Origin of the sequence: Robertmurraya mesotrionivorans (genome assembly GCF_050971805.1) — a bacterium.
GTDB lineage: Bacteria > Bacillota > Bacilli > Bacillales > Cytobacillaceae > Robertmurraya_A.
Map to the genome: position 1 here is coordinate 235,980 of NZ_JBPCCH010000004.1, position 13,593 is coordinate 249,572.

The window sequence follows — 13,593 nt, forward strand, 5'->3', positions numbered from 1 at the left end:
CACTTGCATAAAGAAAGGAGGGTGTGTCATGAAATGGATTCAGGCTTTGTATGAATCAGAGGCAACCCTAGATTCATATGATTACAAATCTCTACTAAAAGAAATCATGGAGTTTGGTGTTGCTCCTCAAGTTTACTACGGATTAAAGCAACAAAGAACATTAGATCGAACACCTGTATTTTTCCAGGAACGTTTGAAGGAGCAATACGAAGAAAATCTCTTTTTATCTCTTTTTATCAAAAGCCAATTAACGAAAGTATTGGATTGCTTTGAGCAAGTTAAACTCCCAGCCATACCTTTGAAGGGCGTACTATTTGCTGAAAAGTACTTTGGTCATATTGGAGCCCGAAGTACATCAGATATAGATGTACTCATTCAGCCGGAGGACTTGGAACGTGCAATATCAACAGTTATCTCTTTAGGTTTTTGTGTTGAAGAGAAAGCAATCAAAGGTCATTTTCACTGTAGCTTTAGTAAACCAATTCCAAATTCAAAAATTCCATTAACGATAGAGTTACACTGGAACCTGTTGAAGGATGATACCTCCAAGCTTCCGATAGAAGAGTTTTGGCAAGGAGCTAGGACTTTAGGAAGCTACCAATATATAAAAGAACTATCAGACTATCATACTTTTTATATGATCTGCTTGCATGGATGGAGACATAATCTTGATTCCCCGAAACACTTTCTAGATATCATTCAACTGATTTATCAGGTTGGAGACAGAGTCGATTACATACAATTGTTAGTTCAGGCTAGACATCATCGGACTCAAAAACGGTTGATCCGTACTCTTGCGATCGTTTATCAACAGCATCCTTACTTACAAAAAGTAAAACCATTGCCTGTTAAAAGACCTAACTTATGGGATTATAATGCGTTTAGAAATGGACACAAGAAACAGTTAAAGAACTATCTAGATTTTGTGGACTACTCCTTTTTTAGCTATGATAGCTTATCGCATAGTAAGAGAGAGTTTTTCAGTTGGATTAAATCCATACGACCAACTAAACCACTTGTTATTTCCTCTAATAAACATCAGTAGCTGTAGCACTTATCAAAAGGCTTACAGCTATTTTTCATTCCTCAAATTTATAACATTCCCACATTAAATATCATATTTACTATTGTCTTCCTCACTTTCACATGGTAAAGTAGGTTTATTCTTTTTAAAAGACGAATATTTTATATGTTTATTTTAATAATGTTCGTGTTTTGGTTGATTCAATCCTATGGTAAGCAAAATCCGTTATGATCCACTCATAACGTTTTTAGAATTTATAGATAGAATTTACTAAGGAGAGATGTTAGTGAGGAAGAACAGATGGTTGATCGCATTATCAGCAGTGGGGATTCATATTTCGATTGGCTCCGTGTATGCATGGAGTAACTTTACTGCACCGTTAAAAGAGATGTTTGGTTGGTCGGATTCTGAAGTGGCTTTAACCTTTAGTATTGCTATTTTATTTTTAGGATTATCTGCGGCCTTTTTAGGACATTTTGTAGAAAAGTACGGCCCGAAAAAAGCTGGGTTGCTAGCTTCAGTTTTCTTCGGAATTGGGATGACAGGGGCAGGGTTTGCCGTTGATATGGAATCCAAGTCCTTGTTGTACTTGTTTTATGGGGCACTTGGAGGAATTGGACTTGGAGTAGGTTATATTGCTCCTGTTTCAACTCTCGTAAAATGGTTTCCTGACAGAAGAGGGTTAGCAACAGGTTTAGCCATTATGGGATTTGGTTTTGCGGCAGCGATTGCTAGCCCGATCATGAACTCATTAATTACGTCTGTTGGAGTGGCTAACACATTTTATATTCTAGGTATCTCTTATTTTCTCATCATGGTTGTCTCTTCTTTATATCTTGAAAAACCGCAAGAAGGCTGGATGCCAGAAGGATTTAAAGAGAAGATTGCTAGTGGAAAAGCAAAGGCTACGTTGGATTTATCACAATTAACAGCCAATCAAGCTGTTAAGACTAAGCGTTTCTGGTATTTGTGGTTCATGTTATTTATTAACGTTACCTGTGGAATTGCAATTTTGGCAGTAGCAAAGCCATTAGCAATGGAAGCAATCGGTATTGATATGGCAACAGCGGCTGCATTAGTTGGTGCGATTGGAATATTTAATGGTCTTGGACGAATTGGCTGGGCTTCATTATCGGATTATATTGGTAGACCAAATACGTATACCGCATTTTTCGTGCTGCAAATGGTTATCTTCTTTTTCTTGCCACAAGTGTCCATTCAATGGTTGTTTATGGGCATGCTGATCGTTGTTTATACATGTTATGGTGGGGGATTTGCATCGATTCCAGCTTATATCGGCGACTTGTTTGGAACGAAGCAATTAGGAGCGATCCATGGATATATTTTAACCGCATGGGCAGCTGCTGGTTTGGCAGGTCCACTGTTCGCAGCTTGGATCAAGGATACGACAGGAAGCTATGCAGGAAGCTTAACCTTCTTTTCGGGATTATTTGTAGTTGCCCTTGTTCTTTCTTTACTAATTCGAGCTGATATTCATAAGTTAAAATCGCAAGCCGTAATAGAGTCGGTAAAAAAGGCTGGATAAAAAGAAGGGTTCGTGCTAATTAGAAGCATGAACCCTTCTTTTTGTTTACTTGGGGCCGTTATCATTAAGTGTAAAAAATATTTTCTATCGGTGTGTTTTTCAGCTAAAGGTATCGCGAAATTTGTCGATACTTCATCTAGGAAAACAAAGTAATTATAGAAGAGGTGCACTATGGCAACACATTATGAAAAACTGGGGACGAAGTTGCTGACGTATACAGTAATTTCGCTCTATCTATCGGCGATTCCGATCATCGGGCTCATGTATTTTTTCAATCAGATTGAGCTTGGACCGATGATTGGTTTCTTTGTGTTAACGGTAATCGTTTGTTCTTTACTATTTGTAATTAACAAAAAACTTGCAAGCTTCAGTTGGACGAAGTATCTAGTAGTCTCGTTAATGTTTATTGCGAGTCATTTTCTACTAATAGCCATTCCAACGTTTAATGCTTGGACGATTTTTATTTTGTATTTGATCTTTTCCATTGTTTATTTGGATCGTAAAGTGATGTTTATGGCAACAGCTCTTATGTTATTCGTTTTTACCATTCAGTTTTTTATAAATCCAGCATTTCAAGCGGTTCAATTGCCAGTTCTGGATCTGGTTGTTCTATACGTGTTAGTTGCGATGTGTGGTGTGGCTGGAATCATCATCTCAGTGATTGGTAGAAAAGTAGTTTCTGATGTGAACGTGCACTTAGAAGAATCAAAAAATCAGCAGCAGCAACTTCAGGAAACCTTTGAGAACATTAAAAGCTCTGTTCAAGGGTTATTATCTTTTTATCAATCCATTCAAGCCGAGGTCAATCATACGGGCAAGGCAACAGAGGAAATTGCGGTTGGTTTTGGGGAAGTCGCTAAAGGTGTCGAATACCAAGCGGTTTCGATCCATGATATTAAGGATAATATCGAAAAAATTCATAAGGAAATCTCTCTTGTTACTCAAACATCAGAGGAGATGAAGGCGTTATCTGGTAAAACAGGTGAGTCCACTCAAGTGGGAGCAACACATTTATCTCAGCTTGCTTCTAATATGGGCAAAGTAGAAGGAAGCATGACGGAAACAGTAAGCTTGATGGGCACACTTGCCGCTCAAAATAGCAAAATTGAAGAAATGCTTGGGTCGATTAAAGGAATTACGGAACAAACGAATTTGCTTGCTCTTAATGCAAGTATTGAGGCAGCTCGTGCAGGTGAACAAGGCAAGGGGTTTGCGGTCGTTGCCGACGAGGTTCGAAAATTAGCCGAACATTCACGTCAAGCAACTGAAGAAGTGGGAAGTATGCTAACGGATATTTTTTCTAAAATAATACAGCTTCAAGAAAAGCTCAATACTAGTAAAAATGCTTTTGAACTAAGTTCGCAAGCGGCTAAAGAAGCAGAAAATATTCTTCATCTCATTAGTCAGAATGCAACCAATGTATTTTCACAAGCGGATCAAATCCAGCATAAAACTAAATCGCTATTAGAAGCTTCGGACAGTATTGTAAATGAAGTGACTTCAATTAGCAATATTACGGAAGAAGCATCCGCCACAACGGAAGAAATTTATGCCGGAGTCGAAGACCAAAGACATTCAATGAAAGAGGTTATTGCTAGCTTGGATCAACTGAATGATTTGATTATTGCATTGGAGAATATTGTGGGTCAAAATTTGAATAACTAAAGATAGAGTGTCCTTCATTAAAATAAGATGTCTTGCCCTAAAGCGAGTAACCAGCAAAAGTAAAATAAGCGGAGATTTTCCGGTTAGATACAGAATGGAGCTCGTTTCGGGGGAAATAAGGAGAGGTTTTCCGCTTATGCAAAGCAAAATCTCCCCTTTTCAAATTTTTCGAGCCAATAGGCGGAATCTTTACGTCTATTTAAGCTTTTTTTAATCATAATTGCTAATTAAGCGGAATTTCTCCGTCTATTTATCAGCTCGGGTGCTTAACCTGAACCCTCAACCGAAAAGTGCGGACCCTCTTGAACTTAGATGCGGGAATCAGCAGCTTTTTATCGACCAGCTTATAAAGATCAATAAAACTGCAAATGACATAAGTTTCTACCCTCTATTTTAATTGTACAATACTTATTGTCCATCTTAATAATGATGTCAATTGAATATGTCAAAGTTAATGGAATTTCGTAGAAACGTTAATAAATAAAGAAAAGACGTATGCACTGAAAACGGAACCCTTTAATTAATCACGGGGACGCTTTTTTACGAAAAAATAAATCACAAAAATTATCATAACAACAGCAGCTAAGATGAGTTGAAGTTTCGTATCATATTTCAAAACTTGATGAACCCCATAAGCTTCGATAAACAAAGAAGGGATCTTTCCTATCGTACTCACTATTCCGAAAGCTACTATATTTATCTTGCCAATAGCAGCAGTTAACGTCACGAAACCTGACGGAACAAACGGCAACAACCGGAGTAAAAGAACGATGGAAACAGCTTCAAATCCTTTTGATTGATACAATCGGTCAAGGAGGAGTCGAACCCATCTCCACTTGAAATGTACCTTCTCCTTCACATGCGAAAATCCTTTTCGATATAGCCAAAAGCTCACAATGGCACCAAGTGCTTCTCCTATAATGGAAACAACTAACCCAACCTCAAAACCGAGAACGGAAATATTCGCTGCTGTCAAAAAGGCACTTGGAATAACACCAACCACAGCGATTAACACATTCCCAATCACACTTCCAAAAATAAATAGTATGTCAATCATCACTTATTATTGTCCGTCCTGCCACTTGTACCCTAATCCCCAAACGGTTTGTAAGTGCTCATCGGCAGGGAAATGGGCCTTTCTTAATTTTTCTCGGAGATTCCGAACATGAGAGTCAATGGTTCTGTCCTCAGTAGCAACACCATGGCCCCAGATAGAGGTGATTAAATGGTCGCGCGTAAATACCCTATTTGGATGGGTTAAAAACAGCTCCATCATGGAAAATTCCTTTGGTGTTAATGGAATCGGTGTTTTTTCATAATGCAGGTCAAAGGATTCTAGATTCAAAACCAGCCCTTTAAAAGTTAATATTTGGCTTGTCGACTTATTTCTTCTTAATACGGCCCCAATTCGAGCAAGTAGTTCGTCTTCATCAAATGGCTTTGAGATATAATCATCCGCACCAATATCAAGTCCCTTCACAATATCGGTCTTATCCGTTCGTGCCGTCAACATGATAATGGGAATATCCCATTTTTTTCTGATTTCTGCACATAACGTCCACCCGTCCATCTCAGGCATCATTATATCAAGAAGCACGAGGTCAACCTGAGAGGATGATAAGTATTCAAGTGCATACAAAGCAGAAGTGTGTGGAACGCATTTGTATCCTTTTGGTTCTAGATAAAGGCACAATAAATCCAACATTCTTTGCTCATCGTCCACCAGTAAGATCGTTTTCATCACTCCACGCTCCCCTAAACATCATTTGAAATTCTGTTCCTTGTTGTAATTGGCTTTTCACAGTAATCGTTCCGTCATGTTTATTTACTAGTTCCTTAACAATGGAAAGACCAAGACCGGCCCCGCCTAGCATGCGAGTCCGCGATTTATCTACCCGGTAAAAACGGTTAAAGATATGTGGCAAATCCTCTTCAGGGATGCCGTTACCGGTATCACGAATCGTCACATAAAGCTGGTTTTTTCTTAGTTCAACAATCACGCTAGTACATCCACTATAAGAAGAATATTTCATCGAATTATCCAGTAAGTTCAAAAAAACCTGTTCCATTCGGATCGGATCAGCCAGTAAAAAGAAATCCTTTTGGCAGGAGATGTGAAGATTCATTCCCTTCTCCTTAAAAGCTGGAGCTAGTTTCACTTCCACTTTTTCAAGAATCTCTTTTATGTTGACTTCCGTTTTTTCAATCAAAAACGAATTTTGATCCATTTTGGCTAAGTCAAATAGCTGTTTAATTAAGTCATTTAAACGATTGGTTTCTTCAAGAATAATAGCTAGGTAGTTCTGTCTTTCGTCTTCAGATAACTCGCGTTTCATGACGATTTCTGTGTACCCTTTTATATAAGTGATCGGTGTTCGTAATTCATGCGATATGCTTGCCAGAAAGTCATTTCTCTCTTGCGTTAAAAAGGTAAGATCATGTGCGAGCGATTCAATCGATTTAGCTAGATCGCCAAGTTCATCGTTCCCTGTTTCGGGCAAGGAGATGGAGTAGTTCCCTTGACTGATTTGAAAGGTTGCGTCCTTCATATTGATAAGAGGCTTGGTGATTGCTTTCGAAAGCAAAGCGATAATAAATAATGTTAGACCAACCGTTAAGAACCCAGCAAGGAGAAAATGTTGGTTTAATCGTTTAATTAATGAATGAACGGTTTCTGTGTCTTGAAACATGAACACATATCCAATGATTTCCGTCTCATTTTCTAACGAGCTAACGGTAGAAATGAAAGGTTCTGTCTCCCAGTCGTTCTCGATAATGACGCCTTCCTGAGGAATCTCTTTTGAAGGGAGCTTTATGTTTTCCATGAGTTGTTCATTTTTACTCGAAGACCCAAGGATATGTAAGTCAGCATCGGTTACCACTACATCTGTTGTGGATTCTGTCTCCATTAAAGCAACGTGAGCAATGGTTTCTGGGGTAAAATGGTTCTCTAAAATCGCACGATGGGAATTCCCGCGAGCTTGAAGGGCATTCAGTTCTTCTTGTATCCTTGATTCTACTAATGCAGAGTGAAGAAAGAAGAACATAAACGATTCAAGTCCTAAAATACATAAAAAGAAAATGGCACCTAATTTGATGGATAGCTTTTTCAAAGGGAAATCTCCTTTTCCTGTAATACTTCTATAGTAATCGAAATTACTATGGAAATCTTAATTTATGAATAAGAAAAATAAGGCAATACTAGCAGATGACAAAAAAGAATCAAACTTTATGCATAAAATCTGCACAAAGTGTTGATAAAGTGAAACTATGTTTTCACTATGAATTTGTAGAAAAAGGAGAGTTCCGTAGATGAAAAAGCTATTTGCAAGTATGATAAGTATATTGCTTTTAACATTTTTAGCTGCTTGTACTTCGGATGGAGACGAAGGAAAGGAAGCAGAAGAGAATACGGAGGTTACTGAAACCAATGGAAATGTATCGAGTGAGCTTCTTGTTACTAGTACGAAAAATGTGACGAGGCTAGATGCTGATTCATTGGAAGAGGCAGCGATTATGGTTTCGCAAACGATTTGGCCAGCAACGGGGAACGATAATCGACCTGGAACCGTTATTTTAGCACCTGCTGATCAATGGCAAATCGCTCTTGCTGGGTCCGATTTAATCCACCATCCGAATAATGGGCCGGTACTATTTTACAATCAAGAGCTTTCGGATGTAACGTTAGATGAAATCAAACGCCTGAGCCCAACTGGCAATGTTAACGGAACAGAAGTGATGGTCATGGGAGATGCTACCGAGAAGGTTCTAAATGCCTTAGAAGATTATAAGGTGGAGCAAATTACCGGTAACGATCCAGCGGAATTTGCATTAGCGGTTGATAAGAAGTATGCGGAGACAGCTGGGGAATTGCCTCAAAGTGTGATCATCGTTTCTCTGGAAGATGATGCAAAGTTATACTCACTTGTTGCCTCTAACTGGATTGCTCATATGCCTGAACCTGTTTTATTTGTTTCAAAGGATGAAATCCCTCAAGCGACTGTGGAAGCATTACAATCCCGGGGAAATAAAGCAAATATGTATGTGTTGGCACCTGAAGAAGTGATTTCTGAGGAAGTTGTTTCTAGCTTACAAGAGTATGGAAATGTTACGCGTATTGATGGAGAAACTCCAGTGGAAGCATCCATTGCATTTGCCAAATTTAAGGATGAAAAAATAGGTTTTGGTTGGGGTGTGACAGAGCCGGGACATGGATTTGCTTTTACAACAACAGCTCAGCCTGAGTTTGGCATCGCTGGAGCTCCTTTTGCCCATTTAGGAAAGCATGCACCACTTATTTGGTTGGAGAATGGAGAAGCCACAAGTGAAGTACATGAATATTTAGGAGCTCTTCAACCAAAGTTTACGGATGACCCAACCGTTGGGCCATACAACCACGCCTATATTTTAGCGAATTTGAAAGAAGTTTCAATGGATACACAAGGAATGATTGATAGTATGTTAGAGATTTCTCCAGCTGATGGAAGCGGGGGACATGGTTCACATTAATAGTAGGAGGACCTTTTTCAAATGAATAAATTTTTACTAGTGGCTGCTATTAGCCTTTTAACATTAACGGCGTGCAGCCAAGAAGACGAGACAGTACAACCAGAGGAGTCAACAAATCAATCCGAAACTCAGGGCTCAGACGCACAGGATGAAACCAAAGATTCAACTACAGTCTCGCTCGCATCACATGACTTTTTTGAACCGTTCACTGGAAAAATAGATCATATCCACGGGCTGGGGTATGTGGGAGATCAAGAGGCTGCCTTTTTTGCAGCCCACGACGGGTTAAAGGTATATGAGAATGGAACATGGTTAAAAACGAAGAGGGAAAATAATGATTATATGGGCTTTAACGCGACCGATGATGGATTTTACTCTAGTGGTCATCCAGGATCAGATTCTAAGCTGCCCAATCCGATTGGCATTATGAAAAGTGTGGATAATGGTCAAACTTTACAAAGTCTTGGCTTTGAAGCCGAAGTGGATTTTCATCTTATGGCGGTTGGATATAACAATCATCAGATTTTTGTGATGAGCCCACATAAAAACTCCGTTATGAAGGCCGATGCATTCTATGTGAGTGAAGACGATGGAGCCAATTGGAAGGAAGTTGAAGCAAGTGGTTTAAAAGGTGAGTTCATCGGATTGGCTGTACATCCAACAGATAAAAATATTCTGGCAGCCGCGGGTGAAGACGGAATTTACTTATCTAAAGATCAGGGAGAAACCTTTGAGTTACTTACAACAGGAACACAGGGGACAAGTGTTTATTTTACGGAGAATAGTCTCCTTTACGGTGGATATGATGGTCAGCCTTCGTTTGTAATAAGAAACTTAACGGATGATAAAGAAGTGGAAGTTTCCTTGCCGGAGATGAAGGAAGATGCCGTCATGTACGCCGCAATCAATCCAAAAAAAGAGCATGAAATCACATTCGTCAGTTTTAACAATGACATATACCAAACCACCGATAACGGGGAAAGTTGGAATATGATAGCGAAATCAGGAAATTTACAATAAAGAGTCTGACGTAGAGAAGTAGTTCTCTACGTCTTTTTTATGTAGAGAAAGTATAATTTTTTCCTCTTTAAGGATAATAATCCTAGGATAATTTTTACTTTGTGAAAGCTCGGTGAGAAGTTTGATGAAAAAAGGGAGTAACAAAAAATCTGAGAAAAAACCAGAAATTACGACCATAAGGGAAGCGTTTGATTCTCTAAGGAAATCAACTGATTTTGTGTTTTATAAAAAAGAGCATGGCAATGTTCCATATGTGATTTCCTATTTTTCAAGTATCGTGGATGCGGAAGTAATTCATCAATATATCCTACCGAATTTGCTGCAAATCAATCAGGTCGACGAACTAAGGTCAAAGATTCCGATTGAGGAAATTATTGATGTCACAAGTCCAAAGGATCTACTTGAGAAGATGCCTTCTGGATTTGTGTATATTTACTTTACAGATTCAGAACATCATGGAGTATTAATTCCAGCACCAAAAGATGCAAATCGGTCCATTTCTCCACCTGAAGTTGAATTTAGTGTGGTGGGTCCGAAAGAATCTTTTATTGAATCATTAGATACAAATATTTACCTTATCCGAAAAAGACTGCCGATTGATAGCCTAAGAGTGGAAAAAATCACAATCGGTGATTTATCAAATACCGGGGTGGCCTACTTATATATAGAAGATATTGCTGATGAAGAAAACGTAAATACGCTCAAGCAGCGACTGAATGAAATCGATTTTGATGCGATTGGGGATACAGCATATATTTCACAAATTATTGCGGACAATCAGCGATCCCCCTTTCCGCAAATTCTTGATACCGAAAGACCAGATCGAGTGGCAACCGCACTTGCAGAGGGAAAATTAGCTATTCTAGTTGACCGGTCGCCGCATGCCTTAATTGGTCCAACCACTTTTAATGAGTCTATATCCACATTCGAGGACTATTTATTAAATTGGTATGCTGCTTCCTTCATTCGGATTGTAAGAATTGCATCCATAGCCTTCTCTATTTTGATCACACCTATTTATGTTGCAACTTTGACTTATCATTATGAGTTAATTCCAAAGGATTTATTGGCAACATTAATTACGTCTAGAAGAGCGATTCCTTTGCCTCCTATTTTAGAAGCTTTGTTTCTCGAACTAACGATTGAATTACTAAGGGAGGCTGGAGCAAGACTTCCGACAAAGGTAGGTCAAACAATTGGTATCGTAGGCGGGATCGTTATCGGGACTGCGTCGGTTGAGGCCGGGTTAACAAGTAATGTTTTGTTAATTATGGTTGCCTTAGCAGCTCTGGCTTCATTTACCACTCCGACTTATCAATTCGGTAACACGATTCGTTTGATCCGGTTTCCATTTTTACTCTTTGCACATGCATGGGGCTTAATCGGGATTGTTCTCTGCTTTTCTTTTCTGGCAGGACATTTATTGCAGTTAACCTCATTAGGGAGACCGTATCTAGAGCCTTTTTATCCTACAAGGGTTAGAGATTTAAAGGATACGATTATTCGACTGCCGTTTTCCAAGCTAAGTCGAAGACCTGTTCACAATCATCCCGAACAGAAAAAACGCTTCTCACCAAAAGATGAAAAAGTTCATCGAGATATTGATGAATAGCTCGTTAGAAGGAGTTGTTCCTTTGTGACTACCATCCCAGACCGATTAAAAGTATCACCATTTTTTTCTTTTTACCTAGTCCAATCGATTCAAATAGGAGTTGGAATATTAGGTTTCCAACGAGTGCTCACAAAAGCTGTCGGAAATGATGCGTGGATTTCAATTATTTTAGGAGGAATAGGAGTTCACGTAGTCATATGGATGATTTATCAAATTCTTAATAAACAAGACGGAGATATTACAGACGTACATCGGGTTCTTTTTGGCAAATGGATAGGATCGGCCTTTTCTATTTTGTTAATCATCTATTTTAGCTTATTAACAACGACTGTCTTAAGATCCTATATTGAAGTGGTACAGGTATGGGTGTTTCCTGGAATTAGAGTTAGTCTTTTCTCGATTATGATATTGATTATTGTTTTTTACATTATCAATGGAGGCCTCCGTACCGTTACTGGGATGGCAGTTTTAGGAGTTGTCCTGCCTGCATATTTGCTATTTTCCTTGTTTTATCCCTTAAAGTATGCGTTTTTTGAAAATCTGATGCCTATTTTTGATCACTCCGTGTTAGAAATTTTGGGATCAACAAAACAAATAACCTTAAGTGTGTTAGGATTTGAGACATTGTTATTTTATTATCCATTTTTTAAAGAACCAAAAAAATCGCAAAAATGGGCTCATTTAGGTTCAGCATCGACGATCTTTATGTATCTTGCCGTTATGATCGTAAGTATTGCTTACTTTTCTGAAGAACAATTAATCAGAAATATATGGGCAACACTTACCATGTTAAAAATAGTTCAACTTCCATTTGTCGAGCGAATCGAATACGTTGCCATTTCTTCATGGTTATTTGTGATTTTACCGAATCTTTGTTTAGCGATGTGGTCTGCTAGCCGGGGGGCAAAACGAGTCTTTAAAAAGAGACAACGGCCATTATTGGTCGTATTATTATTACTCGTTTGTGCAGGCTGTTGTGTTTTAAAGACCCGTGAGCAAATTGATATGATAAGTAACTTTACTGCTGAAATCGGTTTTTATTTAATTTTTGGTTATATTCCTTTTCTATTTCTTTTTAGTAGTATTTTTTATCGTATGAAAGGGCGGAAATCCGCATGATGAAGGTCTTTTTTTTACTGATTTCCCTAATGTTATTAACAGGCTGTGTAGAACAAAAAATTATTGATGATATCAATATTATGAGTGCGGTTGGCTATGATGCTAGAGAAGATGGAGAAGTAAAAGGGACTATCGTTATCCCAGTATATAAAGCGGATAAAAGTATATCCAATGAATCTTTTATGAGTGTGGCTAAAGTAAGCAAAGAAATTAACCGACAATCACAAATGAAATCAGCGGATCCTTTAGAAAATGGGGGGATCGAAGTTGTTTTATTTGGAAAAGAGTTAGCGGAAAGAGGAATATATGATATAACGGATACCTTTGAACGTGATGCTGCCATTGGTTCACGATTGTATTTGGCTGTTGTTGATGGCAATGCGGATGAGGTATTGGAGAAAAATCTTGGAAATCTTGGAACAGGAGCCTATTTAAATACTTTACTTGAACATAATATGAGGCACCGAGAGTTGCCACAGTCGAATCTTCATTTATTTATGTACTCATTTTATTCAAAAGTAAAGGATTCTTTTCTTCCTTATGTTAAATTAACAGGAAATAAAGTGAAGATTATTGGGATTGCCTTATTCAAAGAAGATAAAGCTGTAGATTATCTAAATGATAAAGATATGTTTTTTTTTAAGATACTGATGGAGGATTTTAGGAATGGAGCCTATACCTTTAAAGTAGGGAAAGAGTATGTTACCACCTATAATATAACAATGAAAAGGAAGTATCATATCGAGGACCCATTAACTCAGCCAAAGTTGAAGTTACATGTCAAACTAGATGCACACATTAGAGAATTTTCAGGGAGAAAACTTGATCCAAAAGTTATTGACTTAGCTGGAAAGTCATTGGAAGAGCAAATAAATAAAAGAACAGAAGAGTTACTGGATCGTTTCCGAGATCAAGGCATCGATCCAATTGGAATAGGAGTTTTAGCAAAAACCCAAACAAAAAATTTTGACCCAGAGAAGTGGAATGCAGTCTATCCCAATGCTACTTTCCAAGTATCCAGTAAAGTGTTAATTACAGAAACGGGAGTAATTGAATAAGAGTAAAAAAACCTCTTAAAGTGGAGATCCACTAAAAGAG

11 protein-coding genes are annotated in these 13,593 nt (G+C 38.3%); 8 read left to right on the forward strand and 3 right to left on the reverse strand.

Features of this window, described 5'->3' with window-relative positions:
* The first annotated feature begins 28 nt into the window (after positions 1 to 28).
* The 3 genes from ACRX5O_RS09680 (at position 29) to ACRX5O_RS09690 (ending at position 4,235) form a co-directional block, all read left to right on the forward strand.
* A complete protein-coding gene (locus ACRX5O_RS09680; protein WP_433905743.1) occupies positions 29 to 1,045 on the forward strand; it encodes a nucleotidyltransferase family protein in 1,017 nt (338 codons plus the stop codon).
* Positions 1,046 to 1,304: 259 nt separating this feature from the next.
* On the forward strand, positions 1,305 to 2,570 hold the full coding sequence (locus ACRX5O_RS09685) for an L-lactate MFS transporter (RefSeq protein ID WP_433905744.1): 1,266 nt from the start codon (positions 1,305 to 1,307) through the stop codon (positions 2,568 to 2,570).
* A 171-nt stretch (positions 2,571 to 2,741) separates the two neighbouring features.
* Positions 2,742 to 4,235, forward strand: a complete 1,494-nt coding sequence (locus ACRX5O_RS09690) for a methyl-accepting chemotaxis protein (RefSeq protein ID WP_433905745.1) — start codon at positions 2,742 to 2,744, stop codon at positions 4,233 to 4,235.
* Between the two features lie 520 nt (positions 4,236 to 4,755).
* Here the strand turns inward: ACRX5O_RS09690 and ACRX5O_RS09695 are convergent.
* The 3 genes from ACRX5O_RS09695 to ACRX5O_RS09705 are packed head-to-tail and all read right to left on the reverse strand — an operon-like array spanning position 4,756 to position 7,348.
* Positions 4,756 to 5,292, reverse strand: a complete 537-nt coding sequence (locus ACRX5O_RS09695; RefSeq protein WP_433905871.1) for a TVP38/TMEM64 family protein — start codon at positions 5,290 to 5,292, stop codon at positions 4,756 to 4,758.
* A gap of 6 nt (positions 5,293 to 5,298) precedes the next feature.
* Complete coding sequence (locus tag ACRX5O_RS09700) at positions 5,299 to 5,976, reverse strand: response regulator transcription factor (RefSeq protein ID WP_433905872.1); 678 nt, start codon at positions 5,974 to 5,976, stop codon at positions 5,299 to 5,301.
* Positions 5,948 to 7,348: a sensor histidine kinase gene (locus ACRX5O_RS09705; RefSeq protein WP_433905746.1), complete on the reverse strand. Its 1,401-nt coding sequence runs from the start codon at positions 7,346 to 7,348 to the stop codon at positions 5,948 to 5,950. Before ACRX5O_RS09705 ends, ACRX5O_RS09700 begins: the two co-directional genes overlap by 29 nt.
* Positions 7,349 to 7,547: 199 nt before the next feature.
* On the opposite strand from ACRX5O_RS09705, the gene ACRX5O_RS09710 reads away from it, so the two are divergent.
* From ACRX5O_RS09710 to ACRX5O_RS09730, 5 genes are all read left to right on the forward strand, one after another.
* A complete protein-coding gene (locus tag ACRX5O_RS09710; protein ID WP_433905747.1) occupies positions 7,548 to 8,744 on the forward strand; it encodes a cell wall-binding repeat-containing protein in 1,197 nt (398 codons plus the stop codon).
* A 21-nt stretch (positions 8,745 to 8,765) separates the two neighbouring features.
* Entirely contained in the window at positions 8,766 to 9,764 is a 999-nt protein-coding gene (locus ACRX5O_RS09715; protein ID WP_433905748.1) for a F510_1955 family glycosylhydrolase, read from the forward strand.
* A gap of 124 nt (positions 9,765 to 9,888) precedes the next feature.
* Positions 9,889 to 11,376 (forward strand): spore germination protein, encoded by a 1,488-nt coding sequence (locus tag ACRX5O_RS09720; protein ID WP_433905749.1) that lies wholly within the window; start codon positions 9,889 to 9,891, stop codon positions 11,374 to 11,376.
* A 24-nt stretch (positions 11,377 to 11,400) separates the two neighbouring features.
* Complete coding sequence (locus tag ACRX5O_RS09725) at positions 11,401 to 12,495, forward strand: GerAB/ArcD/ProY family transporter (RefSeq protein ID WP_433905750.1); 1,095 nt, start codon at positions 11,401 to 11,403, stop codon at positions 12,493 to 12,495.
* Entirely contained in the window at positions 12,492 to 13,553 is a 1,062-nt protein-coding gene (locus ACRX5O_RS09730; protein ID WP_433905751.1) for a Ger(x)C family spore germination protein, read from the forward strand. The genes ACRX5O_RS09725 and ACRX5O_RS09730 overlap by 4 nt, the downstream gene beginning before the upstream one ends.
* Positions 13,554 to 13,593 lie beyond the last annotated feature (40 nt).

What these genes read in the sequence shown, in the direction of transcription:
- ACRX5O_RS09730 (WP_433905751.1), top strand. Translation starts at nt 12,492, where the DNA reads ATGATGAAGGTCTTTTTTTTACTGATTTCCCTAATGTTATTAACAGGC.
- ACRX5O_RS09690 (WP_433905745.1), top strand. Translation starts at nt 2,742, where the DNA reads ATGGCAACACATTATGAAAAACTGGGGACGAAGTTGCTGACGTATACA.
- ACRX5O_RS09700 (WP_433905872.1), bottom strand. Translation starts at nt 5,976, where the DNA reads ATGAAAACGATCTTACTGGTGGACGATGAGCAAAGAATGTTGGATTTA.
- ACRX5O_RS09685 (WP_433905744.1), top strand. Translation starts at nt 1,305, where the DNA reads ATGTTAGTGAGGAAGAACAGATGGTTGATCGCATTATCAGCAGTGGGG.
- ACRX5O_RS09680 (WP_433905743.1), top strand. Translation starts at nt 29, where the DNA reads ATGAAATGGATTCAGGCTTTGTATGAATCAGAGGCAACCCTAGATTCA.
- ACRX5O_RS09710 (WP_433905747.1), top strand. Translation starts at nt 7,548, where the DNA reads ATGAAAAAGCTATTTGCAAGTATGATAAGTATATTGCTTTTAACATTT.
- ACRX5O_RS09720 (WP_433905749.1), top strand. Translation starts at nt 9,889, where the DNA reads ATGAAAAAAGGGAGTAACAAAAAATCTGAGAAAAAACCAGAAATTACG.
- ACRX5O_RS09695 (WP_433905871.1), bottom strand. Translation starts at nt 5,292, where the DNA reads ATGATTGACATACTATTTATTTTTGGAAGTGTGATTGGGAATGTGTTA.
- ACRX5O_RS09715 (WP_433905748.1), top strand. Translation starts at nt 8,766, where the DNA reads ATGAATAAATTTTTACTAGTGGCTGCTATTAGCCTTTTAACATTAACG.